This is a genomic window from Paenibacillus sp. FSL R5-0744, from assembly GCF_037972555.1.
GTDB lineage: Bacteria > Bacillota > Bacilli > Paenibacillales > Paenibacillaceae > Paenibacillus_AQ.
In genome coordinates, this window is record NZ_CP150228.1 from 739,805 (window position 1) to 763,544 (window position 23,740).

At 45.4% G+C, this 23,740-nt stretch carries 21 protein-coding genes; 19 read left to right on the forward strand and 2 right to left on the reverse strand.

Going from position 1 to position 23,740, the window contains the following annotated elements:
- The first annotated feature begins 81 nt into the window (after window positions 1–81).
- From MKY19_RS03330 to corA, 9 genes are all read left to right on the forward strand, one after another.
- Window positions 82–285, forward strand: a complete 204-nt coding sequence (locus MKY19_RS03330; RefSeq protein ID WP_042184766.1) for a hypothetical protein — start codon at window positions 82–84, stop codon at window positions 283–285.
- A 235-nt stretch (window positions 286–520) separates the two neighbouring features.
- Window positions 521–1,351, forward strand: coding sequence for an alpha/beta fold hydrolase (locus MKY19_RS03335; RefSeq protein ID WP_042124053.1), 831 nt, complete (start codon window positions 521–523; stop codon window positions 1,349–1,351).
- 85 nt (window positions 1,352–1,436) lie between these two features.
- Window positions 1,437–2,213 (forward strand): class III extradiol ring-cleavage dioxygenase, encoded by a 777-nt coding sequence (locus MKY19_RS03340; protein ID WP_339268666.1) that lies wholly within the window; start codon window positions 1,437–1,439, stop codon window positions 2,211–2,213.
- A gap of 240 nt (window positions 2,214–2,453) precedes the next feature.
- Window positions 2,454–3,551, forward strand: coding sequence for a DUF3048 domain-containing protein (locus tag MKY19_RS03345; RefSeq protein WP_042184772.1), 1,098 nt, complete (start codon window positions 2,454–2,456; stop codon window positions 3,549–3,551).
- 202 nt (window positions 3,552–3,753) lie between these two features.
- Complete coding sequence (locus MKY19_RS03350; protein WP_042184774.1) at window positions 3,754–4,371, forward strand: DUF47 family protein; 618 nt, start codon at window positions 3,754–3,756, stop codon at window positions 4,369–4,371.
- A 13-nt stretch (window positions 4,372–4,384) separates the two neighbouring features.
- Complete coding sequence (locus MKY19_RS03355) at window positions 4,385–5,377, forward strand: inorganic phosphate transporter (protein ID WP_076300202.1); 993 nt, start codon at window positions 4,385–4,387, stop codon at window positions 5,375–5,377.
- 31 nt (window positions 5,378–5,408) lie between these two features.
- Window positions 5,409–5,687, forward strand: a complete 279-nt coding sequence (locus MKY19_RS03360; RefSeq protein WP_339800273.1) for a hypothetical protein — start codon at window positions 5,409–5,411, stop codon at window positions 5,685–5,687.
- Between the two features lie 670 nt (window positions 5,688–6,357).
- Window positions 6,358–6,492: a hypothetical protein gene (locus MKY19_RS03365; protein ID WP_339800276.1), complete on the forward strand. Its 135-nt coding sequence runs from the start codon at window positions 6,358–6,360 to the stop codon at window positions 6,490–6,492.
- Between the two features lie 33 nt (window positions 6,493–6,525).
- On the forward strand, window positions 6,526–7,485 hold the full coding sequence (gene corA / locus MKY19_RS03370) for a magnesium/cobalt transporter CorA (protein ID WP_339800279.1): 960 nt from the start codon (window positions 6,526–6,528) through the stop codon (window positions 7,483–7,485).
- A 17-nt stretch (window positions 7,486–7,502) separates the two neighbouring features.
- On the opposite strand, the gene MKY19_RS03375 is transcribed toward corA, so the two are convergent.
- Window positions 7,503–8,072, reverse strand: a complete 570-nt coding sequence (locus MKY19_RS03375) for a tyrosine protein kinase (protein WP_149647572.1) — start codon at window positions 8,070–8,072, stop codon at window positions 7,503–7,505.
- Between the two features lie 430 nt (window positions 8,073–8,502).
- On the opposite strand from MKY19_RS03375, the gene MKY19_RS03380 reads away from it, so the two are divergent.
- The 4 genes from MKY19_RS03380 (at window position 8,503) to rlmD (ending at window position 12,262) form a co-directional block, all read left to right on the forward strand.
- The gene (locus tag MKY19_RS03380; RefSeq protein WP_019913624.1) at window positions 8,503–8,793 is read left to right on the forward strand and encodes a YerC/YecD family TrpR-related protein; all 291 of its coding nucleotides are present in this window, start codon (window positions 8,503–8,505) and stop codon (window positions 8,791–8,793) included.
- Between the two features lie 3 nt (window positions 8,794–8,796).
- Window positions 8,797–9,567 (forward strand): CbiX/SirB N-terminal domain-containing protein, encoded by a 771-nt coding sequence (locus MKY19_RS03385; protein ID WP_339800283.1) that lies wholly within the window; start codon window positions 8,797–8,799, stop codon window positions 9,565–9,567.
- A gap of 229 nt (window positions 9,568–9,796) precedes the next feature.
- Window positions 9,797–10,687, forward strand: a complete 891-nt coding sequence (locus MKY19_RS03390) for a diacylglycerol kinase (RefSeq protein WP_042184783.1) — start codon at window positions 9,797–9,799, stop codon at window positions 10,685–10,687.
- A gap of 90 nt (window positions 10,688–10,777) precedes the next feature.
- The gene (gene rlmD, locus MKY19_RS03395) at window positions 10,778–12,262 is read left to right on the forward strand and encodes a 23S rRNA (uracil(1939)-C(5))-methyltransferase RlmD (protein WP_339800286.1); all 1,485 of its coding nucleotides are present in this window, start codon (window positions 10,778–10,780) and stop codon (window positions 12,260–12,262) included.
- Window positions 12,263–12,526: 264 nt separating this feature from the next.
- Here the strand turns inward: rlmD and MKY19_RS03400 are convergent, their stop codons facing one another.
- Complete coding sequence (locus MKY19_RS03400; RefSeq protein WP_339800290.1) at window positions 12,527–14,317, reverse strand: flavocytochrome c; 1,791 nt, start codon at window positions 14,315–14,317, stop codon at window positions 12,527–12,529.
- A 224-nt stretch (window positions 14,318–14,541) separates the two neighbouring features.
- On the opposite strand from MKY19_RS03400, the gene MKY19_RS03405 reads away from it, so the two are divergent.
- The 6 genes from MKY19_RS03405 to scfB all read left to right on the forward strand — a co-directional run bounded on the left by MKY19_RS03405 (window position 14,542) and on the right by scfB (window position 23,352).
- The gene (locus tag MKY19_RS03405; RefSeq protein ID WP_339800294.1) at window positions 14,542–16,179 is read left to right on the forward strand and encodes a sensor histidine kinase; all 1,638 of its coding nucleotides are present in this window, start codon (window positions 14,542–14,544) and stop codon (window positions 16,177–16,179) included.
- Window positions 16,148–16,936, forward strand: a complete 789-nt coding sequence (locus tag MKY19_RS03410) for a response regulator (protein WP_339800297.1) — start codon at window positions 16,148–16,150, stop codon at window positions 16,934–16,936. The genes MKY19_RS03405 and MKY19_RS03410 overlap by 32 nt, the downstream gene beginning before the upstream one ends.
- Window positions 16,937–17,338: 402 nt before the next feature.
- Window positions 17,339–20,359, forward strand: a complete 3,021-nt coding sequence (locus MKY19_RS03415) for a DUF4855 domain-containing protein (protein ID WP_339800300.1) — start codon at window positions 17,339–17,341, stop codon at window positions 20,357–20,359.
- A 275-nt stretch (window positions 20,360–20,634) separates the two neighbouring features.
- Entirely contained in the window at window positions 20,635–21,204 is a 570-nt protein-coding gene (locus MKY19_RS03420; RefSeq protein ID WP_283910185.1) for a hypothetical protein, read from the forward strand.
- A gap of 481 nt (window positions 21,205–21,685) precedes the next feature.
- Complete coding sequence (gene scfA, locus MKY19_RS03425; RefSeq protein WP_076098734.1) at window positions 21,686–21,835, forward strand: six-cysteine ranthipeptide SCIFF; 150 nt, start codon at window positions 21,686–21,688, stop codon at window positions 21,833–21,835.
- 122 nt (window positions 21,836–21,957) lie between these two features.
- Complete coding sequence (gene scfB, locus MKY19_RS03430) at window positions 21,958–23,352, forward strand: thioether cross-link-forming SCIFF peptide maturase (protein ID WP_339800304.1); 1,395 nt, start codon at window positions 21,958–21,960, stop codon at window positions 23,350–23,352.
- Window positions 23,353–23,740 lie beyond the last annotated feature (388 nt).

Below are 23,740 nucleotides of genomic sequence, written 5' to 3' on the forward strand. Positions count from 1 at the left end.
TATGCATAATCCTTTTATAAGAGTGAACACTGATAATGTTGTTGCTTGATCAATATAGCTTTGGGAAAGGTTGGGAGCTTTATGGAACATGAGAACAAGAAAGAACAGGATAGTGTCATGGGCAACGGTTTCGAGCCTACGCCCAATCATTCAATGGGGGATTGGGGCGGCTCTGATGGATTCAGCATGTGGAATTCCACAGAAGAACCAGCAACAGAGGGTGCGCTTAAGGATTGGGAAGGCAGTCAAGAAACCCATGAGATGTTTAACGACAGCTATGATTGATTGACGGCCCTGGAAGCTCATCATGCGATTGAAAAACAGCCAGTCTCCATTATATTAGAGACTGGCTGTTTGACGTTCCGGTTTATACTCCGAATTTGCTCTTGCAAATTACTAAGATCTGTCCCGTTTCTGTTGACAATATGAACGAAATCTTTATAATAAGAATATAATTCACACTAAGTTAATCGGAATTCTAATAAATTAAAATAATGATTAAATATAGGAGGTTACGGCAATGGAACGGAATATTGTAATTCGGCATAACGGCGAAGAATTGACAGCGAGCATCCATTATCCGAGTAAAGAGAAGGGAACTTCCACACGTTGCAAGGACAGATTGCCATTAGCTGTAATCTGCCATGGATTTGTGGGTAACCGGATTGGGGTCGATCGGATATTTGTCAAAGCAGCTCGTGAGCTGGCACAAGATGGGTATATGGTCATTCGATTTGATTATGCGGGCTGCGGCGAGAGCAGCGGTAATTACGGCGGTGAGGATATGGAGTCGATGATCGCTCAGACTAGAGCGGTGCTCGATTACGGAATTAGCTCTGCCGATGTGGATCCACAGCGTGTGACGCTTATTGGCCATAGTCTGGGTGGAGCGGTTGCGCTTCTGACAAGTATTCGTGATCGTCGCGTGAAGAATCTCGTGCTGTGGGCCTCCGTGGGTTACCCCTTCAATGATATTGTAAAGATCGTAGGGCGGGAGGCGTATGATCGTTCGGTCAAGAATGGATCAGCGGATTACGTGGGCTACTCGTTCACACCGGTATATTTCAATTCTTTGGCGGCCTTCCAGCCTTTCCAAGAGGCTAGTAAATTCAGTGGTGATGTGCTCGTCATTCATGGTACGTCTGACGATGTCATCCCCGTGGATTATGCATTCCTTTACCAGAAATTATTCTGGACGCGTCCTGAGGGACGATGCGATAAAGAGATCATTTTTCAAGGTGATCATACCTTTTCGTCTGGTCCAGCACAGCAGCAGCTGCTTAAGCGGACAAGAGAGTGGATGAACGAGCAGGAGCATGTGCAGACAGAATGGCAAAATTGGATGATATAGGTGATGGACTTTACTCGCAATAACTTGAAATTAGCGGTAAAATAAAGATGCACACCATATACTGGGTTATGGAGGTTGGCATCCTATGAAATTACCGTCATTTTTTATCGCGCACGGTTCTCCGCTCCTCGCACTGGAGGATAACGAGTATACCCGTTTTCTGGAGCGGCTTGGTCAAGAACTAGAAGCACCACGGGGTATAGTAGTATTCTCAGCGCACTGGGATAGCCCAGAACAGCTACTCACCATGGATGAGAAGCACGAAACACAACACGACTTCTACGGATTCCCTGAAGAAATGTATACGCTGACCTATCCAGCCCCAGGCGATCCAGCTCTAACCAAGCGGATTTCCGAGCTCTTTAAGGGTAACAATCTTTCACATCAGCCCGTTCTGGGGCGAGGACTCGATCACGGAGTCTGGGTAATACTGAAAAAAATGTTTCCGAAAGCCGATATTCCGGTAGTCGCTTTATCCGTCGATTCACTACGTTCTCCGAAGGAACAGTACAATATCGGGCGGATGTTAGCCCCTCTGCGTGACGAAGGCATACTGCTGATAGGAAGCGGTGGACTTGTTCACAATTTGCGGATGCTTAATGAAAGTGATCAGCCTGAAGAGTGGGCGCTTGAATTCGATGCGTGGATTGCCAAGGGGTTAGAATCTTGGGATTTACCTTCACTGTTTGCTTATGAGAAAACAGCTCCGCATGTTCGTGATGCGGTTCCATCTTACGGAAGAGAGCATTTCGCACCTCTCTTTTATGCGATGGGAACAGCGGATGGCAGCAGGAAGGCAGAGCGAATATTTCAAGCGTATCAATATGGGACATTAAGCCTCAATTGCTGGAAGCTAGACTAAATGGATAAGATACACGTAGGGTACAGCCGGAGATCGGCTGTGCCCTTTTTTTAAATATAAGAAAGTAAAGTTTTACGCTATGCATTATTTATATTTCTCGCTTAAACGTATATCGTCCTAATAAGGACGCTGAAGTCGATTACACTTGATGCAAGCGGATCAAGACAAATGGGACTGGCTGTGATTAAATGGAAGAAACCAGTTAAGATACATAAAACGTTTAGGAGGAACTACAAGCTTATGAAAGTAAACTGCTCTTCTTCCCGTCTATTATCTGCCCTTGTACTAAGTACCCTATTGCTCTCCGCTTGCGGTACAGAGAGTGCAAATAATGTAATTGCCCCGACACAGCAACCTACAGCAGATCCCGCGCCTATTGAAACGATCCAGCCATCGCCTACTGCAGATCCATCTGCTGAACTTGTTTCGGGATTAACAGGTCTTCCCGTTTCTGAAAACAGTCTCCCGCGTCCCTTAGCTGTTATGATTAATAATGCTCCAGCGGCCCGGCCACAATCGGGGGTGAGTGAAGCGGATATTTTATATGAGGTCCTTGCTGAAGGTGGCATTACGCGGTTAATTGGTATTTTTCAAAGTCATACCGGAGTGGTCAAAATCGGACCGATTCGCAGTATTCGCCCTTATCTGCTCGATATTGGCGAGAGCTATGGTGGTGTGACAGTGCATGCCGGGGGGAGCCCCGCGGCTTATGCTATTTTGCAAAAAGAGAAAAAAGCAGATATGGACGAAATCGGTCGTGCCGGAGCCTATTTCTGGCGGGACAAAGCACGTAAAGCCCCTCATAATCTCTACAGTAATGCAGCGAAGCTGCGGGAAGGTGCCGAGAAGCTGGGTTATGACAAAAGTGTGAAGGTGCCAGGGTATCTTTTTAACAATCCAGATTACATACCGACAGGCGGAGAACAGGCCGCTGAGTTTAGCGTAAACTTCTTGCTTAAAAGCTATAAAATTGACTATAAATACGATACTCAGCTCCAGACCTATCAGCGTTACGTGAATGGTAAACCACATTTGGATCTGAATAACAATAAGCCAGTAGAAGCTGCAAATGTGATGGTGATGGGTTCCGATCATAAAGTACTTGATGATGTTGGAAGACTTCAGGTTGATGTGGAGCTTGGTGGAGAAGCGTTGCTCTTTCAGAGAGGACAGGTCACAAAAGGCAGATGGTCGCGTGAGCCAGGTGATGTGATTCGGTTTGTGAAGGATGGTAAAGAAGAGCTAATGTATCCAGGAATCACCCATATTTTGGTTGTCCCTAATTCACCTTCATTTAGCAGTCATGTGGTATACGGCGGAGCAGATAGTGCAACCTAAGAAAGTCGGAATATCCAGTGTTATACAGATTTGTGTTCGGAATTATGGGTAAGTGTTAATAGAGTGTAAAAAAGTTCATTTCTATAGCTTCTATACCTTCTACGGATATGTTAAGATAACAAGGGTTGTCATTCATTTTCATGCTTTTTACATATGGGTGACTCTGTACTCACGGTAATATTATGTAAAGGGGTTTAAAACAATGAAGTTGAGAAAAAAGGACATATTCTTTGAGACGCTGGAAAATATGGCGGATACCATTGTCCAAGCTGCAGATTATTTTGCTCAGAATATCACTGATCTCCAGAATAATGTCGATAGTTTCGCTGCAGAGATGAAGAAGTACGAATCCCAATGTGATACTTACACGCACACCGTAATTAAGGAATTGAACAAGACGTTCATTACGCCACTTGAGCGTGACGACATTATGGACTTGATTACAAGCATGGATGATGTCATTGATGGCTTGGAGGCATCTGCCTCACGTTTCTATATGTACAACCTTCTTGACCCGGATGAATACATTGTACAATTTGCCGAAATCCTTCGTCAGTGTGCTTATGAAATCCAAAAAGCGGTTCATTTGCTTTCCCAGAAGAAGCTGCTGGCCATTCGTGAATATACGATCCGTTTGAATGACCTTGAGAATCAAGGGGACGAAGTCCTTCGTATTTGTACCAAAGCTCTATTTGAAACCGTTAAGGACCCGATTGAGCTGATTAAGCGCAAGGAATTATATGAGCGACTCGAAACCACTACAGATAAATGTGAAGATGTAGCCAACATGTTGGAATCGATCATCATGCGCAACTCATAAGGGGTACTAGAATATGGAAACATCGATATGGATTCTTGGAATTGTTATATTTCTCGCGCTTGCGTTTGACTTTATTAATGGTTTCCATGATACGGCCAACGCGATTGCTACCTCTGTCTCTACACGTGCGTTAAAACCTCGAACAGCTATTATTATGGCGGCACTGATGAACTTTGTCGGAGCTTTGATGTTTACAGGTGTAGCTAAGAAAATTGGCGGAAGTATCACAGACCCCACGTTGCTGGAAAATGGTCTGGATATCATAATAGCCACGCTGATTGCTGCGATTATTTGGAATTTGATCACCTGGTGGCTCGGAATTCCGTCCTCCTCCTCTCATGCACTGATCGGCGCTTTGGCTGGTGCGGTATATGTGGGTGCAGGTTCGTCGCATATTAACTGGGGCGGATTTGTGGAAATTGTCGAGGGCTTGATCTTCTCGCCAATTATTGCATTTGTTATCGGTTATATCATCATGACAGTCCTGAAATGGATTTTTGCAAAGCGTAGTCCACATACGGTTAATAAGGGCTTCCGTTCCATGCAGGTTGTGACGGCGGCATTACAGTCGTTTACTCATGGTACGAATGATGCGCAGAAGGCGATGGGGATCATTACCTTTGCCCTCGTTACATCAGGACGCCAAGAGACTATGGATGTAATCCCTCTATGGGTTAAGATTGCTGCGGCTACGGCTATGGCACTCGGTACCTCCATTGGCGGCTGGAAGATTATCAAGACCATGGGTACGAAGATTTTCAAAATCGAGCCGATCAACGGCTTCGCGGCTGATATTTCCGCGGCTTCCGTTATTTTCTCGGCAACACTGCTGCATTTACCAGTCAGCTCCACACACGCGATCACTTCAGCGATCCTGGGTGTTGGCTCCGCGAAACGCTTCTCTGCCGTGAAATGGGGAGTAGCTGGACGTATTGTTGTTACTTGGTTTATTACGATTCCAATCAGTGCGGTATTAGCCGGTCTGATTTTCAAAATCATTTTTTAAATCCCTTTAATAAAAAGATGTCAGTTAGCCTTTGGCTGCGGACATCTTTTTTTGTTGTTTGGGTGGTGCGGGGAGAGAGCGGTATAAATCCCGTAGAATTGACGGGATTTGGCGATTGGAGGGGGAAGAGCGGTATAAGTCCCGTAGAATTGACGGGATTTGGCAATTGGAGGGGAAGGAGCGGTATAAATCCCGTAGAATTGACGGGATTTGGCGATTGGAGAGCAAAGAGCGGTATAAATCCCGTAGAAATGATGGAATTGGGCAATTGGAGGGGAAGGAGCGGTATAAATCCCGTAGAATTAGCTAAGTTACGTCGAAGAAGCATAAAGAGGGGCATAAATCCCCCAGAATTGGTGAAATAGCGTCGAAGAAGTAGAAAGAGGGGCATAAATACCCTAGAATTGGCGAAATAGCGATGAAAAAGCAAAAAGAGGGGCATAAATACCCCAGAATTGGTGAAATAGCGTCGAAGAAGTAGAAAGAGGGGCATAAATACCCCAGAATTGGCAAAATAGCGTCGAAGAAGGGGAAAGAGGGACATTTATACCCCAGAATTGGTGGAATAGCCTCGAAAAAGCAAAAAGAGGGGTATAAATACCCCAGAATTGGTGAAATAGCGTCGAAGAAGTAGAAAGAGGGGTATAAATACCCCAGAATTGGCTAAATAGCGTCGAAGAAGCATAAAGAAGGATATAAGTGCCCTGAATTTGCAGAGTCTAGCTCGTACAACCGAGAGTGGTTAAAGCTTGGATAAGATGCTTATGAGCTTATGACTGGACGTAGCTATTTGTACATCTGTCGAATCTAAGCGGCGGGTTAGAATTTAAACTAACTAATCATTAAACAAATCACTTGATATGATTTGATTAAGTACGGTGACAACCCAACCCAACTTACTCTATCCATTCTATCCCCGCCATCTGAGGAGCATCGTTATATACACTATGAGCCGAATGATCAGAGGGAGAAGAGGATGAATGATACTATCTAAAGAGTATTCCATCCTTTCCGGAATGGGACGCTATAGAATAATGGAAGCTCAGAGCTATGACTTCTCGGCTGAGATTCTTTTTTGTTATTTTTGGAAGACTCCACTTCTTGCGGTACAATAGATGCGTGGAAGAAGATGAAGCGGAGGAACATTTATGATACGTACACTTGCGGTGACGCATACAGGTGAGGTGCTGATAGACATACCTTTGCAGGATATCCGGCGGGAGGATTATGCATGGATATGGGCAGATTTTGCTACACCTACGGCAGAGGAGACGCTGCTGCTGGATCACTATTTTCATTTTCACCCTTTGGCGATTGAGGACTGTATGCATGTGCTACAGCGACCGAAGCTGGATCATTATGAGGAAGTGCAGTTTTTTGTGCTGCATGCGCTGAATGAAGAGACGCTGGATGCTGAAGAGATTGACCTTTTTTTGAGTGCGAATTACCTCGTGTCCTATCATCATCAGGAAAAAACAGAGATGAATGAAGCTTGGGAGCAGGTGAAGCGTGAAATACATAGTCGTAAAGGCTGGTCGGGTGGTCCGATGGCGGCTGCATATACTGTAATGGACAAGCTGGTAGATAAGTATTTTCCATGCCTCTATAGTTTAGAGGACGAGCTTGCGGATCTGGAGAGTAATGGCGGCAGTGAGTCGGTGGAGGATTTGATGAGCCAAGTGTTTAATGTGCGCGGAAGGCTGCTCAAGATGCGGCGGACGATTGTGCCGATGCGCGATTTGATGTACCGGATCGTGAATTCGCAGCATGTCCAGAGCAACGGTGAGGAACGGATTTATTTTGGCGATATCTATGACCATTTGTTAAAACTGTCCGATATGATTGAGGCGGATCGAGAAATGACTGCGGATCTACGTGATAGCTACATTTCTCTTAACTCCAACCGGATGAATTCGATCATGAAAACACTAACAGTAATCACTACCGTATTCATGCCGCTGACGCTGATTGCCGGAATTTATGGGATGAACTTCGTGGTGATGCCTGAACTCGAATGGAAGTATGGATATTTTGGCGTTCTGCTATTTATGCTGGTGGTGGGTGTTAGTATGTTCAGATGGTTCCGGCGTAGTGGATGGTTTAAGTGAAAAATAAAACGTCACCGCTATTTGCGGCGACGTTTTCCGGTAGAGGGAGTAGAGCGCCGGCGTGTGGTTGTAGTAGATTTACGACGCCCGGAGGTGGAGCGTCTTTTTTTGCGCCGACTCGGGCTGTACAGTGCGGCATCCTCTTCGGCTGCCAGTGCGCCTGCTGCTCCTTTTCCTTTGCCGAAGCTACCCATGAAGAGCTTAACCATTGGAGCCATCTGCTGGAAGCCGGACATCACCTTCTGCACTTTACCCATGGAGTTTACGATCCCGTCAATACCGCCCATTCGGTCGATGATACCTTTGATTTGCTCCATATTCCCGCCGATTCCGCCCCCGCCGCCTAATCCGCCTAAGCCGCTAAGCAACCCGGCAAGCCCGCCGCTTGCCTTTGTTGTAGCTTCAGCAGCAGGAAGCGCTAGAGCTGTTTCAGTGGCAGCTTCTGCTCCTAAAGCGGGAAGGATTCCGCTCTCTCCTGGAGGGGATGAAGGCGCATATGGACTGAGCCCAGGGTAAGCAGATGCATTATAAGTATCGGTCAGTGAACGCTGGTTTCGGCGGGAATGATTATAGTAATGATCAGGCATAATATCACATTCCTTTGTTAGTGGTTTGCTATACTGTATGTCATGGGCGAACATACGGTATAGACGAATGCCCGGGTTACCCGTGATAGGAGCGGAAAAGGGCGAATGCCTATAATCGTCTTTAAGAAGTGAAAAAAGCGTGTACAAGCTTGATTTTCGGCGCTTATGTAGTACTATAGTGTAGGTGCTATTTCTTATGTAGGAAGAAACAAACGTAGTTTGATACATATTGAGTGTGCGCCACGGGTGGACGTTTGTCCATCGATTTCACTCTTTACAGCGTGAAATCGTTAATGCTTGAAAAATGCGCTCCAGTGCAATATAGTAAAGGCAGGATAGTCGCATGAGGTTTATGTTTCCGGAGCTAGTTTTGTACGGAGCTTAATTAGAGAAACTAATGCTGATAGAACTTTTAGGGGATGAAAAGCTGATGCAACTTAAGAAGTTGAATGATAAAAGTATCGACCAATTATTTGAAGCTATTTTAACGTTAAAAAATATGGAAGAATGTTACGTGTTCTTTGATGATTTGTGCACTGTGAACGAGATTCAATCGCTGTCGCAGCGACTGGAAGTAGCGCGTATGCTCGGCAAAGGCTCCACCTACAACCAGATCGAAGCAGAGACGGGCGCAAGCACAGCTACGATTTCCCGTGTAAAACGTTGCCTGAACTACGGCAATGACGGATATAAATTAACGCTGGAACGTTTGGGACGCTAATTTATGGTGCCAGGCGTACTTATTATCAGTCATGGCTCTCGCGATAAGGCTTGGGTGTCAATCGTAGAGGAAGCCGTAAGCGGATTATCGCTAGGTGAAGAGATTCCTGTTGTGGTCTCTTTTTTAGAGCTGGTAGAGGGCCGTCTGATTCAAGATGGAATAAATGAGCTGGAACACGCAGGGATCACAGATATTATTGTGGTCCCATTGTTCGTTTCCTCAGGAAGCACACATGTCGATGAGATAGAATATGCACTTGGCGCCAAACCTGAGCCTGAACGTGAGACGGATTTAGCGCTGTTCTCAGTGAAGGCTAAAGTTCACTACGGTTATCCTATCGACGATGATCCGGACATCGCTGTAATGATCTGGGACAAGCTACGTGAGCTGTCTACGGAACCGAAGCGAGAGACGATTTTGCTTGTGGGTCATGGCAGTGTATATGATGGCTTCCGTCAGCGCTGGCAGCAAGGCATATCTTCGCTGGCGGGACGTGTACGTGAGGTAAGTGGCGTAGCGGCGGCCGACTATGGTCTGCTGAGTCCAGATAGTGTAAGAAGCAAGGTAGAGTATTGGCAGGAGCAGGGTCACGAGGTTCTGGTGGCGCCGCTTTTTTTGAGTGAAGGCTATTTTACTAAGCATGTGGTTCCTAACAGACTTAAAGGGTTAACCTATAAGTATTCTGGTCAAACGCTTCTGCCCCACCCCCTTCTTCCGCATTGGATTGAGAGACAGGTAGAGACACTCCTCGAACAGATTCGAATGAAACGATAAAGTACCTACCCTTGAGCACACTTAATCATAAAAAAAGTGCCCACATCCGTGGATAATACGGGATTTGTTGCATACACATATAAATAGTTGTTTTTCTTTAAACTCAGTGTCATTAATTGCTGTATAATGGAATATTTGCATGAAAGGGCCTTTAACATTGATTGTAGTGGTCCGAATTAGGTATAATCAATTAGGTTATTCTATTATAAAAACAGGTGGCGTTCCGGTAATGAAAACTGCGAGATTGATTTATAATCCCACTTCTGGACGGGAAGAAATGAAGAAGCGGCTCGCCGATATTTTGGACCGGCTGGATATTGGTGGCATTGAAGCTACCTGCCATGCAACAACCGGAGAAGGCGATGCTATGCTAGCTGCTGCAGATGCAGTAGAACGCGGTTATGATTTGATCATAGCAGCCGGTGGCGATGGCACTTTAAATGAGGTTATTAATGGTATGGCGGAGAAGCCTAATCTTCCCCCGCTCGGCGTTTTGCCGCTTGGTACTACTAATGATTTTGCACGTGCAATGGGGATCCCGAAGAACTGGGAAGATTCCTGTGATCTGATCATTCGCCAAGAAACACGTCCGATTGATATCGGTAAGGCAAATGACCGTTATTTTATTAATATAGCAGGCGGCGGTAGCCTAACCGAACTGACATATGAAGTTCCTAGTAAGCTGAAGACCATGATTGGGCAGCTTGCGTACTATTTAAAAGGTATTGAAAAAATGGTCAGCCTATCTCCTCAGGAACTAATCATTCGTGCCAATGGGCAGGAAGTTATTCATGATGAGTTTATGCTGTTCCTGATTGCAAATACGAATTCTGTTGGCGGCTTCGAAAAGCTTGCTCCCGGCGCTCGGATCGATGACGGTCTATTAGATGTTATAGCGGTTAAAAAATGCAACCTGGCAGAGTTTGTCCGTTTGGTCAGATTGGCTCTTCGTGGCGAACATTTGAATGATAAGAAGGTTATTTATTTCCGTACGGATGCGATGGATGTAATCTCTCCAGGACATGTCCAATTGAACTTGGATGGCGAACTGGGTGGAGAATTGCCAGGGCGATTCCGGATTTTGCCACAGCATTTGCGGATTTTTGCTGAAAATAACTAAGCTAAGAGCCATTGAAGATTATTGTGGGATATATAGTTATGATAAATGGGTTTATACAGCGATGATAATGAAAGAAGTGAACTATAAATAATGAGTAAACACCGCAGTGGACGCAGCACCAGCCGCCCAGTCGGCAAGGCGCCTGTCGCCGGACTGCCTGTGAATAAAAATGATGAGGTTATGCTCGATATTATCGGCATGACCCATGAAGGTGAAGGGGTAGGCCGCGTAGAAGGCTTTACCCTTTTTGTGCAGGGAGCTCTTCCCGGAGAGAAGGTCCGGGCAAAGGTGCTCAAGACCAAAAAGCAGTATGGCTACGCCAAGCTGCTGAATTTAGTAGAGGCGAGCAGCGCCCGCATCGCGGCGCCTTGCGAGATCTATGACCAATGCGGCGGCTGTCAGCTGCAGCATATGGACTATGCGGCTCAGCTGGCGTGGAAACGGCAGCTGGTGGTGGACAACCTGGAGCGGATTGGGAAGCTCCGGGTGAGTGGTGGTGGCGGAGACGCTGGAACGGATCAGGCAGCGGGCATTCTCGTCCGCCCAACACTGGGCATGGACGAGCCTTGGCGATATCGCAACAAGGCTCAGGTGCCGATTGGCGTAACAGAAGGCGGCCTTGTGGGCGGCTTTTACGCGAGAGGAAGCCACCGGATCATCGATATGGAAACATGCTTGATTCAGCATGAAGATAACGATGACGTTGTGCGCAAGGTGAAAGAAATCGGACGGAAGCGCGGCATTACTGCTTACGACGAGGAATCCGGCAAAGGCTTACTGCGTCATGTCGTAGTAAAGAAAGCCTTCCGTACTGGTGAGATGATGCTCGTACTCGTCACTAATGGCGAACGCATCCCACATCTGGACGAATGGATCACTGAGATCCGCCGTGAAATCCCAGCTGTTACAAGCATCTGCCAGAACGTGAATACTAAGCAGACGAACGTAATCTTCGGTGATACAACACGTACCCTTTGGGGGAACGACGTTATTTACGATTATATCGGCGATGTGAAATTCGCGATTTCTGCCCGTTCTTTTTATCAGGTTAACCCGGCTCAAACTGAAGTTCTTTACGGTAAGACGGTGGAATATGCAGGACTTACGGGAAACGAGACTGTTATAGATGCTTATTGCGGTATCGGGACGATTTCATTGTTCCTTGCGCAGCATGCTAAGCAGGTCTACGGTGTAGAAATCGTACGTGAAGCGATTGAGGATGCTCGGGCGAATGCCACTTTGAACGGTATGGATAATGTAGTGTTTGAGGTAGGTGCATCTGAGGATGTGATCCCTAACTGGAAAGAGCAGGGGATTACGGCGGATATTATCGTGGTCGATCCTCCGCGAAAGGGCTGCGATCCGCGGTTGTTGGAGACGATTCTGGCGATGAAGCCGGAACGTGTGGTGTATGTATCGTGTAATCCATCGACACTGGCAAGGGACTTGCGGGTGCTCGAAGATGGAGGGTATAAGACAGTGGAGGTAACTCCGGTGGATATGTTCCCGCATACGGTGCATGTAGAATCGGTAGCTTTGTTGGTGAGGAACCCTTGTCAAGTAGACACTAAATAATTGCTATAGTTCTAGTGATAGTACCAGGAAAGAAATGGACAATATTAATTCCACTAACGGAGAACGATAAAAGAGCCGCGAGTTAGACGAGCGTAGCCCCTAGGCTCCACCATAAAAAACCGCCCTGTTCGCAATGTTGCTGACAGGGCGGTTTACTATGTCATAGAGGGAAACTTGAAAGTTATCAGTCAACCTGCACTCAACAAACTATCTTGCATTTTTTTAAGGCTAACTTATTAATAGAGCACTTACACAAACATAAGATTACTCTGCTACAACTTGCTTACCTGCAATCCGGCCGAAGGTGAAGATATCAGCGATAGCATTACCGCCAAGACGGTTTGCACCATGAATGACCCCTGTTACTTCACCTGCAGCGAACAGCCCAGGGATGACTTCGCCTTTTTCATTCAATACGCGAGTCTTCTCGTCGATCACCAAGCCGCCCATTGTATGGTGAACGGATGGTACAGCTTTTTCGATGTAGTAAGGGCCTTTTTCAAGAGATTTCAATCCACCGCGATGTTTGAAATCAAGGTCTTTACCTGTTTTCGCATAATCATTTACTTTATTAATCGTTTCTTTCAAAGTGTTCACGTCAATTTTGAAGAAATCAGCCGCCTCTTCAATCGTATCGGCTTTAAAGAGCAAGCCTTGTTTAACGAGCTGATCGTATTCGTCTTGATGAACTTCGATCGTTTTACCAATATCCTCAATGCCTTGATTCCATAATTGATACGTATATCCACCCGTTTGGGCAAGAATTGCTTTAGAAATAACGTCACGACGTTCTAATTCCTCAACGAAGCGCTTGCCTTCTTGGTTAATCAGGATCGCACCATCGAAGCGGGAGTCTGCAACCAGGGAAATAACACCTGTCTCAGGATTACAGATTGGATACGTTTGAATACTCTCCATATTTGTCAGTTTGGCGCCAATCGTTTCTGCCATAACGATACCGTCACCTGTAGATCCTGGTGTATCGGTAGACATATATTTTTCATCCATTTTAGGGTTATACTTTTTACGCATCTCTACATTGGATCCAAAACCACCGGTAGCGATGATGACGCCTTTGTTCGCATGGAATGTGATCTTGTCGCCAGTACCCGAAGTCGCAGTTACACCGGTTACTTTGCCGCTTTCGTCCTTCAGCAAGGTTTCGGCTTTCATATTCGTTTTGATCGTGATTTGATCAGCGTCTGTTTTGGCTTTTAACTTAGTAATCAATTCAACACCTGTATGACCTACAGGAATCAACGCACGTTTTCTGGAATGGCCTCCAAATTGGAACAGATGATCAGGTAAGAACTCTACCTTGATCTCATCGCGCAGCCATTCGGCAGATGATAGAGCATTGTCGGCAAGAATACGAACCATCTTTGGATCCCCGAGGTTGTCTCCGCCTTTCATCGTATCATTATAGAACAATTCAGTCGTGTCATCTGTGATGCCTAGAGCACGTTCAACCCAGTTGTCAGGAGCATTCATCTCACCACCGGAGATCAATGTGTTGCCGCCAACAGCTGGCATTTTCTCGAGCAGAACTACATTTGCTCCAGCGCTCTTCGCTTCGATAGCCGCACTAAAGCCAGCACCCCCGGCACCGATGACGACAACATCATAGGTTTGCTCGACTTCTTCTTTGTCTTTGCTTTTACTGACTGCAGCGCCAGCGACAAGGGTAAGTCCAGATTTCGTAATTGCATCTTGAATGGCTTCGAGATATCCTTTGCTTGTAACCGTAGATCCGCTAACGGCATCAACTTTTGCGCTGTTAGTTGCCATGACATCTTGCTTGAGCTGCGTATAAACAGGTTCTGCAAGTACTTCATTTTCCTTATGCTCTGTTACTTTAATGTCAGTGATCTTGTTATCTAATAAGGAAACTTGTACTTTAATATCACCATGTTTACCTTGCCCAACCCCTTCAAAGACTTGAACTCCGTTTGCATCTGCAGCGGGTGCTGCATCTTTACCGCCGCAGGCAGCAAGCGTGAACATAAGACTGAGGACTAGTAGAATAGATAACAGCTTTTTCGTGTGAGTTCGCATAATATCTCCTTCATTCTGTTGTGAATTGGTTACATACACTAGGGAGAGGCAGATTTGCTAGGCAAATCCCTTATCTCTAGCCTAGACATGAATGGTGTTTCATGTGAAAATATGCACAAGACCTATTATAGAGTTAGTACTGCATTATGTATTTGCACAGATTAGCGTTTTTTTGTCTTTTTCGGGCATGTAAGAAACGGATATTGTGAAGGGCTATGATTACAATGAGATCAATTCACTTAAAAATTACGTTAATCGCAGGAAGCTGCTTCTTGCTGCTGTTCATTGCATTGCTTGTAACAATATATTTGGAGATGAACCATACGGTTGTCCCTTTGAATAAGAACTTAACGCAGCAAGTGGTTAATGCACGCAGCGACCAGATCGATTATTGGTTTAATCAGCGCATCGGTGAGATAGACATGCTTGCTTCTCTAGCTTCGGACCATCATTGGACACGAGATGAATTGCTGCAAGAGATCGATAAGTTCGAGGCGAAGAAGCAAGTAGAGTACGAATCCATACGAGTGGTGGATATTCACGGAAATTCCTGGTCAGCAAAGGACAAGCCTTTTTCGATACTAAACCGACCCTACTATCGAAAACAACTGCTAAATTCAGATTCCAATTATGTGGTGAGTAATCCGATCGTATCCAAAGCGAATGCAGTTGAAATCGTCGTCATTCTCTACCGCGTGAATCCATCGGTGAATGATGAGGTAGCTTATATTGCCGCAGCCGTCTCCGTCAAGAAGATGAAGGAGATTGCTCAAGATGTAATGCTATATGACCAGTCAGGCCAGCTTATCATCGATTGCAGAGAGCTGGGTGAAGGAGATGGAGCGGAGGATGCAGCAGATAAGAAGAACATGAGTGTATTTGAGGCTCCAATTCAAAATGTGGAAGGCTGGAAGCTAGTACTCGAAGTACCGAATTCAAGTCTATCGCTAGCGGTGATCAAAACCCAGCGGACTGCATTGCTGGTAGGCGTTCTTATCGGTAGTGCGTTTATCGTCTTTCTGATGCTGCTTGCTTCTTCCATTATTCGTCCAATTCAGTCGCTTCGCCAGGTAATGGAAAATGTGCAGAACGGCAACCAAACCATACGAGCAGATGTTACGCGCTCGGATGAGATCGGCGATCTTGGGCGAAGCTTCAATGACATGCTTGTTCAATTATACGCTGTGGAGCAGGACAGAAAGGAGATGGAACTCAGACTGATTCATGAGCAGATCAAGCCGCACTTTTTATACAACACATTGGATACGATCCAGTGGATGGCAACGGAACATGGAGCAGATAATGTGGTGGAGATGGTGGAAGCGCTTAGCGCGTATTTCCGAGTAGGGCTTGGCACAGGCAGTCCCTACATTCTGCTTGATCAGGAGTTGTACCATGTCGAGAGTTATCTTCATATTCAAGGCGTGCGATATGAGGAGATTCTGGACTACGAGCTTCGATATGATGAAAAGCTTGCTCAGTGCCAAGTGGTTCGCTTCATGCTGCAGCCTTTGGTGGAAAATGCAATTTATCACGGGATTAAGCCACTTGGGGATCAAAAGTGCAAAATTTCGATTACAGCATATAAACAGGTCGATTATTTGGTCATTAAGGTTGAAAATAATGGGGTTATGATTCCTGAAGAGAAGCTTGAACAGATGAATCAAGCCCTTCTTGATGATAAAGATGATCGTTCTGCCACGGGCTTTGGGCTATACAGTGTAAACCATCGCATTCGACTAGCTTACGGGGTGCCATATGGCCTTGCAGTGAAGAGCGAAGATGGCATTACCGTTATGGTCATTCGAATACCTTTGGAAGGGGAGCGGAATGAAGATGTGGAAGATTGTCATCGTCGATGATGAAACGATCATTCGCAAAGGCTTGCGACAATACATTGAGGAGAGTTCGTATCTTTTTGAAGTTGCAGGAGAAGCGAAAAGTGCAAACGAAGCATTGAATATGGTGGAGGAAGCCCCACCACATGTATGTCTTGTGGACATCAACATGCCGAATATGAATGGGCTCGATCTGATAAATATATTGCGCGAACGCTGTCCGTCGGTTCTGGTTGTCATCATCAGCGGCTACGATAACTTTGAATATGCGCGTCAAGCCGTGCAACTGCAAGCATTCGATTATGTATTAAAACCTGTGCCGAAGAGTGATCTGAACAAGCTGCTTCATCGGATCGATGAGCATCTTCAAGCAAAATATCCTTTGCATTCACATGAAAGCAGGGTGGATAAGGAGCTGGAGCTTCCCGGGTATACAGGGGATGGAACAGTGCTTATCCAAAAAGTGACCGAGTATATTGACAGTCATTATCAGGATCCGGAGCTGTCTATTACTCGAGTAGCAGCGCTATTTCATATCAACCAAACCTATCTTAGCAAGCGTATGAAGCAAGAAATCGGTGCTTCATTCCTTGACTATGTCACCGAGCTTCGGATATCGAAGGCGAAGGAGATTCTGGATGACGTAATGCCGAATATCAAAATCGGGGATCTGGCCGTGAAGGTAGGGTATAAGAGCCAGTACTATTTTAGTCGTGTGTTCAAAAATAGAGTCGGTTCAAGCCCCTTAGAGTACAAAAAGCATCCGTTCGGTTATGGATAGGGCATCAAGTTAGTAGAACGCCGCAGCAATTAGGCGCCACCATATATAAACACGACGCAACCTCGAGAGGGTTGCGTTTTTTATTTGGAGGATTGCTTAGAGGACATTGATAGAAAATAGGTAGGACCTAAGGAGGTAAGCGCTATCTTTATACCTATAAAAACGTGACGTGAAGGCCTTCATGTCAACAAGTGTATACCCAATGTCATTAATTATCTATTTGAAAGAAAGGCCACTTTTCATAATGTTACTATAAGGACATTGACATATGTTATAAGCTTCTATGGCGTGTCGGAATCTCGGAAGGGAGGAAAGAGCATCGAGGTAAGCTCAAATGGAAGCGCATACCATTTAGGAGATTGATGTTTCTTGACTCAAGAATCAGAAGGGAGTTCGTACGATATGAAGAGGAGTAGACAATGGGTAGCTCTCGTCATGGTTGCGATCATGATCGTAACGATGATGCCGATCGCGCAAGCGGAAGAGGCGCTGCCGCCTACACAGACAGAGGAACAGACACCAGTGAACCCGCCGGGCGAAGCCGATCCGGTCGAGGTGACGAATCCATCAGACCTACCGGGAGCGGGTACGGAGGGTGTTATTGCGTCAGTGTATGGGGCGGTATATCACAATCTTGCAGCGGGCTTATCTTATGAGTGGTCGCAAGAGCCGGAAGCTTCAAATCCGGATGAAGGCAACAAACTTACGGATGGTATATATGGGGCAAGCAATAGATCCGACGTAGCATGGGTTGGACATCATTTGGGTAAGACACGCGAAGTTGTGTTTGATTTGGGGGCGAAGAAATCACTCACGGGTATTAAAGCCAATTTCCTCGAAGATTGGCCAACGAACAATGTACTCGTGCCACTCACGGTATCGATGTACGTCTCCGATGACAAGGTGAACTGGGGACTGCTCAAAGACAATGCCACGCAGAAGCTGTGGAATGATGGTAAATACACGGAGACCTATGTGTGGGATGGCAACAAGGACGGTATTAAAGCGATCGGCCCAGATGCGAAAATCGCGTATGCTCGGTACGTGAAAGTAACATTCACAATGCATACGCGTGCAATGACCTTCGTGGATGAGATTGAAATCCTCGGTGAAGAGGGCAAAGTTGCCGGAGCCGTAACTGTTCCAACGCATACGCCGAAATTCTTGGCGGCAGGCGAAGCGACAGCGGGTATAGAGCATCTTGGACTTTTGTATAACGGGCAATATGCGAATGACTTAGGCATCTGGACAAAAGAACGGATCATTCCGAACATTAGTTATGTCGATAAGGACGGCAAGATTAAGGATCGACTCTTCGACGGCGTCCTGTATCTTGGCATTAACTCTCCAAATCCAGGTCGTGATTTCGGCGGGCGGGCTTATCTGGAAGATTGGCAATGGTATCTGGATAAGACCTTTGCGGTAGGCGGTGATATGGATGCGTTAAACGCAGCGGCTAAGGAAGTATCCGATGCGCTGAACGAGTCTGGCGTGAAGGAAAAGGTTGTCCTCATGATTCCGGATCCAGGTGAATCGATCACTAATTTCGGAGCTATTGAACAAGGTGGAGAATCGCTGAACTTCAATGATTCCGTTGGCAAAGAGAAAGCCCTTGCGAACCGTGAAAAAGCAGTTCAATGGTGGCTGCAGCAAGTCAAATCGAGATGGGAAGCAAAAGGTTACGCTAACCTCGAGCTTGTAGGTATGTACTGGTTCGAAGAGCAAATCAGCACAAGCCAATCCGGACCGGATCTGATCCGTTCGGTGAGCAGCACCCTGCATGACATGCAAATTAGCGGCAAGGACCTGAAGTTCTTCTGGATTCCGCACTTCTTCGCTTATAAAGCGTTCATGTGGAAGGATGTCGGCTTCGATGCGGTGACGATCCAACCGAACTACTTCTTCGAGCCGACGGATATCGAGCGCTTGGAGGATTCTGCGAATCTGGCGAAGCAGTATGGCATGTCCAATGAACTCGAGTTCGATGATCGGATGCTGACGGACGGCGTGTTCCGCGAGCGGTATATCGATTACTTGAACAGCGGTGCGAAGACAGGGCTTATGAAGGATGGCTTCAAATCGTATTACCAAGGCAACAATGCAGTCTATAACACCGCGGTAAGTAAAGATCCAGCGACACGCGTTCTTTACGACTGGCTGTATCAATTTGTTAAAGGAACGTATCAGATCAACGAGGCTCCGCCTTCCGAGGTAGACGTGCAGATGAACGGCAAGCCGTTCCAGAGCGGGATGAAGCTGCCCGATTCAGAATCCGTAGCCTTTACATGGAAGCTTAGAACTGATGATGGCCTGACGAAAGTGACGGCGACGTATGACGGCAAGCCTTATACAGCAGGTACCGTTATTCCGCTCGCAGGCAAGCTTGGCAAGCATGAGCTTAACATTACCGTTACGGCGGGGCATATGGTGACAAAGTCATATGTTATCGAAGCAACGACGAATGCATCTGGTATGAAAGCGTTAGTCGAGCGCTTCGAAAAAGCGAAGCAATTTACGAATTCTGCAACGGTGCGTTCTTTGAACAACTATTTGGAAATGATGAAGCGCTATGAAGGGAACGATGCAGCGCAAGTCACCAAGTATCTCCAAGGCTTTAACGCAAAGCTGGATGAATTCAAGAAGGTGGGTACGATAAAAGATGAGGCGTACAATACGCTGAAGGAAAGCGTCTATTACCTAATAGGCAATTTGGCGCAGAATAAAACGGTAGAAGCTTCGTCGACCGAAGGCAATAATGTGAATTATGCACCGGCTAAAGCCGTCGATGGATTCCCTGCTTCAAGATGGGCGAGCGAATACGTGGACAATACTTGGTTCCTGGTCGATCTCGATGAAGTGAAGGAAATGGATACGGTTCGAATCGATTGGGAATATGCTCGTGCCGATAAATACAAACTTCTTGTGTCGAACGATAAGCAGAACTGGATCAATGTCATGCCAAATGACGGAATTATTACCGCGCATGATGGCAAAGAAACGATTCAGTTCAACCCGGTCAAGGCAAGATACATGAAGTTACAAGGCATAAAAAGAGCAACCGATTACGGATATTCCATCTACGAGTTTGGTGTCTATAACCTCTCGGGCGCTGTAGACGTGAAGGGCATTGAGGGCATACAAGTAAAGGTTGACGAGGAAGCGAAAAAAGTAACGATTGATGGATTGCTAATGAATGGCGTCCTTACAAATGTGAAGTTGAAGGTGCTTGATCCGAAAGGCAAGGTTCAAATCGAAGATGAGACGAAGAGTACCGTCGCGGGAAGCTTCCAATTCACATTCAAACTTACGGGTAATTTAAAGGGAACCAATGAGGCGTATCTATCGACTGGCTATATGAGCGAGCCTGTAAAAGTGATCTTTGAATACTCAAAAGAAAACCCGGGTAAAGGTCACGATAAGTAATGGAGAAATAATCCATCCAAGCACGACCCGCGCTGAAACTTCCTGTACCGGTTATCGAATTATCTGTCCGAGGAAGACTTATAACCGAAGTAAAAACGTTTGAGGCGTAACATAACAAGCCGATTAGGTACCAGACCACGGGGTCTATACCTAATCGGCTTGTTTCTATGTACAGTATCAAGATATTATTCAGGTTTTAGTGGGATTGTATTATGTATTGTATAATAGAACGACTGCCTCAACAGGTATTTATAACATAAAACATAGGAGGATACATGTCCTGGAGCAAATTGAAGCAACAACTGGAGAGTTTTCTCTGTCCTGCGTTATACGGCAGGGTTGAATATCGCGCAAGCAGTTACCGTTATTTACCTGATAAATCAGGGAATTGTTATATTTCGGTAGATAAAAAGAACGTACTTAATATGAATGATAGAACTAGCTCAATTAGATGGTATCAGACGGAGCAGGAGATTAAGAATGATTCAGATCTTCAAATTCCTATCAACCATGAAGACATTGAAGCGGTTAGAAAAGATAGTAAGGGGATCATCCCGGAGGATCGGCTAATAGTCATTGCAAGAAGCAGAAAAATATCAGAAGTTGCAAAGGAGCTTTTGTCAGCACAGACATCATTAAGTAAATCGAACTTTATTGTTATAGCTACTAAGTATTTATCTATTTCCATAGAGGAGAGCTTAGAAAGCGACGATATCTTATTGAATATTCTAGCTTTAGTGGACAGACGAGTTGGGAAAAAGCGGATTTTAAACATGAGCGAGAAGATGAAGTTAAAGCATCCAAGTGTGCAATATTTTTATGAACTAAGGCGTAGTATATTATAAAAATAAATAACTTCATTGAATATTCAAGAAACACTCTCTACAAAAATCCCTAATTCTACGTGACTTCTTCCCACCATAACAATAGCCATGATAATGAGAGGGATGTTCGCATATGATGCATATGGAATCGGAGAGTGTCGCTCTACTGGTAAGGAAGGATACAGTGTTATGAGATCCTTATATTTATTGGACTTTGCGGACAAGTATGAGGAAAAATCGTTGTTAAAGAGATGGCATCATTGCCGTCTCTTTTTTGTTTCACTTTTTTAGTATTGCGCTGACTCTGGTTCCCGCTACCGCATCTTACGATCACAAGTATGAAGACTGCAGCAAAATTAGCGTTGATGCTTATGTTCGAGCTCTCTCTGCTCTGCACAGCTAGGTGACGGGAATCATAGACGTATTTGCGTGAGGTTGCTACGATGTTCCATGGAAATTAAGTGAAAGTGATCACAAGAAATTACAGAAGGAGTTATTTATCGTGAAAAGAATCGTAACACTGAGCACCCGCAAACTGATGGATACCGCAAAACACGGCGGATGCGGCGCATGCCAAACCTCTTGCCAGTCCGCTTGTAAAACTTCCTGCGGCGTTGCAAACCAGAAGTGTGAAAATGCAATGAACAGATAGGATTCGGAATGTTACCGCCCATTGCTCTGCTGATGGGCGGCTATTTTTAAGAAATGGATACTATCCCTAAAGGATGGCAAAGCCGTTTCTACTTGTGTGCAAAAGGAGCTTGATTAGTAAGTATGATTCATCAATATAAACTAAATGGATACAATATCGTGCTCGATACCTATAGTGGCTCGGTGCATGTTGTTGATGACCTAGCATATGAAATTATAGCGGATTATGAGAAAACTTCTGCCGAAAAAATCGTGACAACGCTGTTGGATAAATATAAAGATGATTCCAGCATTTCCGAGAGCGACATTCGAGAAACCATCGCGGATATCGAGGAACTTAAAAATGATGGACAGCTCTTTACAAAAGATGAGTATGAGAACCTCTCGCTCGATTTAAAAAAACGGAAAACTTATGTTAAGGCACTCTGCCTCAATGTTGCGCATACCTGTAATTTGTCATGCGACTATTGCTTCGCTAGCCAAGGGAAATACAACGGAGATAGGGCAATCATGAGCTATGAGGTTGGACAAAAAGCTATCGATTACCTGCTTGAAAATTCGGGTCATCATCGAAACCTGGACATCGACTTTTTCGGCGGGGAACCGCTCTTGGCTTGGAAAGTGGTTAAACAGATCGTAGCTTATGCAAGAAGCAAAGAACAAGAATACAAAAAGAAGTTCCGCTTCACCTTCACGACGAACGGGATGCTGCTGAACGATGAGGTCACCGAGTTTTTAAATCAGGAAATGTACAATGTCGTATTAAGCCTGGATGGAAGAAAAGAGGTTCATGACCGACTTCGCCAAACGGTTAACGGAAAAGGCAGCTACGATCATATTCTTCCGAAGTTCAAGGAATTCGTTCGTAAGCGCGGGGACCAAGAGTACTATGTTCGAGGAACTTACACTCGTAATAATGTCGATTTCACCAACGATATATTTCATATCGCAGACCTTGGTTTTGACAAGATCTCGATGGAACCAGTCATCTGTGATCCAAAGGAACCTTATGCACTTACCGAGGAGGACCTACCGGAGATATACAACCAGTACGAAATTCTCGCCAAGGAAATGATCGGTCGCGGTGAACAAGGCAAGGGGTTTACCTTTTATCACTACATGCTTGACCTCTCAGAAGGGCCTTGCATCCAGAAGAGAATCACTGGCTGTGGGTCAGGAACCGAATATCTTGCCGTCACCCCTTGGGGAGAGCTTTTTCCTTGCCACCAGTTCGTAGGGGATGAAGAGTATAGCATGGGGAACCTCTGGGATGGCATCACAAAACCTGAGCTGCAATGTCAATTCCAAGAGAGCAACTGCTACTCGAAGCCGGAATGTAAGGACTGCTGGGCTAAACTCTACTGCAGCGGTGGTTGTCCTGCCAATGCGCTGCACGCGACGGGTTCCCTGGTCGGAACCTATGACTTCAGCTGTGACGTCTTCCGCAAGAGGGTCGAATGTTCCATGATGGTGAAGGTTGATGAATCTATTAGAGCGATGGAAGGGCAATCTAGCTAGTTAACGTAACGGACGTATAAACTATAACCGAGAAATAGACACTTTTAAATAAAGTGCCTTTCTCGGTTTTTTTGTATTAACTAGAACTATGATCATAGATCGTCTTTTCCATCGGCAATCAGGATGAGGAATTCAAAATGTGACGGCCCAATCTGTTTAATAGACAGAGAGGGCTTTTTTAATGTGTGAATCTATGATTTTTTATTTTATCACAAATATATATGACTAAAGTCATATTAATTTCGTTATTTAGCGTATTTTTTTGTCGAAAAATAAACTATTTTCTAAGAAATGTCGATATAATAGGATAGAAATCTGCTTTTCTGTATTAACTGCAATTACGGAAGCGTTAACAATTATATGAATAGTCATTCGACAAGGAGGAAAG

Bases quoted from the DNA above. Each gene is read 5' to 3' on its own strand.
- MKY19_RS03330 (WP_042184766.1), top strand. From the start codon at position 82: ATGGAACATGAGAACAAGAAAGAACAGGATAGTGTCATGGGCAACGGT.
- MKY19_RS03335 (WP_042124053.1), top strand. From the start codon at position 521: ATGGAACGGAATATTGTAATTCGGCATAACGGCGAAGAATTGACAGCG.
- MKY19_RS03340 (WP_339268666.1), top strand. From the start codon at position 1,437: ATGAAATTACCGTCATTTTTTATCGCGCACGGTTCTCCGCTCCTCGCA.
- MKY19_RS03345 (WP_042184772.1), top strand. From the start codon at position 2,454: ATGAAAGTAAACTGCTCTTCTTCCCGTCTATTATCTGCCCTTGTACTA.
- MKY19_RS03350 (WP_042184774.1), top strand. From the start codon at position 3,754: ATGAAGTTGAGAAAAAAGGACATATTCTTTGAGACGCTGGAAAATATG.
- MKY19_RS03355 (WP_076300202.1), top strand. From the start codon at position 4,385: ATGGAAACATCGATATGGATTCTTGGAATTGTTATATTTCTCGCGCTT.
- MKY19_RS03365 (WP_339800276.1), top strand. From the start codon at position 6,358: ATGATACTATCTAAAGAGTATTCCATCCTTTCCGGAATGGGACGCTAT.
- corA (WP_339800279.1), top strand. From the start codon at position 6,526: ATGATACGTACACTTGCGGTGACGCATACAGGTGAGGTGCTGATAGAC.
- MKY19_RS03375 (WP_149647572.1), bottom strand. From the start codon at position 8,072: ATGCCTGATCATTACTATAATCATTCCCGCCGAAACCAGCGTTCACTG.
- MKY19_RS03380 (WP_019913624.1), top strand. From the start codon at position 8,503: ATGCAACTTAAGAAGTTGAATGATAAAAGTATCGACCAATTATTTGAA.
- MKY19_RS03385 (WP_339800283.1), top strand. From the start codon at position 8,797: ATGGTGCCAGGCGTACTTATTATCAGTCATGGCTCTCGCGATAAGGCT.
- MKY19_RS03390 (WP_042184783.1), top strand. From the start codon at position 9,797: ATGAAAACTGCGAGATTGATTTATAATCCCACTTCTGGACGGGAAGAA.
- rlmD (WP_339800286.1), top strand. From the start codon at position 10,778: ATGAGTAAACACCGCAGTGGACGCAGCACCAGCCGCCCAGTCGGCAAG.
- MKY19_RS03400 (WP_339800290.1), bottom strand. From the start codon at position 14,317: ATGCGAACTCACACGAAAAAGCTGTTATCTATTCTACTAGTCCTCAGT.
- MKY19_RS03405 (WP_339800294.1), top strand. From the start codon at position 14,542: ATGAGATCAATTCACTTAAAAATTACGTTAATCGCAGGAAGCTGCTTC.
- MKY19_RS03410 (WP_339800297.1), top strand. From the start codon at position 16,148: ATGAAGATGTGGAAGATTGTCATCGTCGATGATGAAACGATCATTCGC.
- MKY19_RS03415 (WP_339800300.1), top strand. From the start codon at position 17,339: ATGAAGAGGAGTAGACAATGGGTAGCTCTCGTCATGGTTGCGATCATG.
- MKY19_RS03420 (WP_283910185.1), top strand. From the start codon at position 20,635: ATGTCCTGGAGCAAATTGAAGCAACAACTGGAGAGTTTTCTCTGTCCT.
- scfB (WP_339800304.1), top strand. From the start codon at position 21,958: ATGATTCATCAATATAAACTAAATGGATACAATATCGTGCTCGATACC.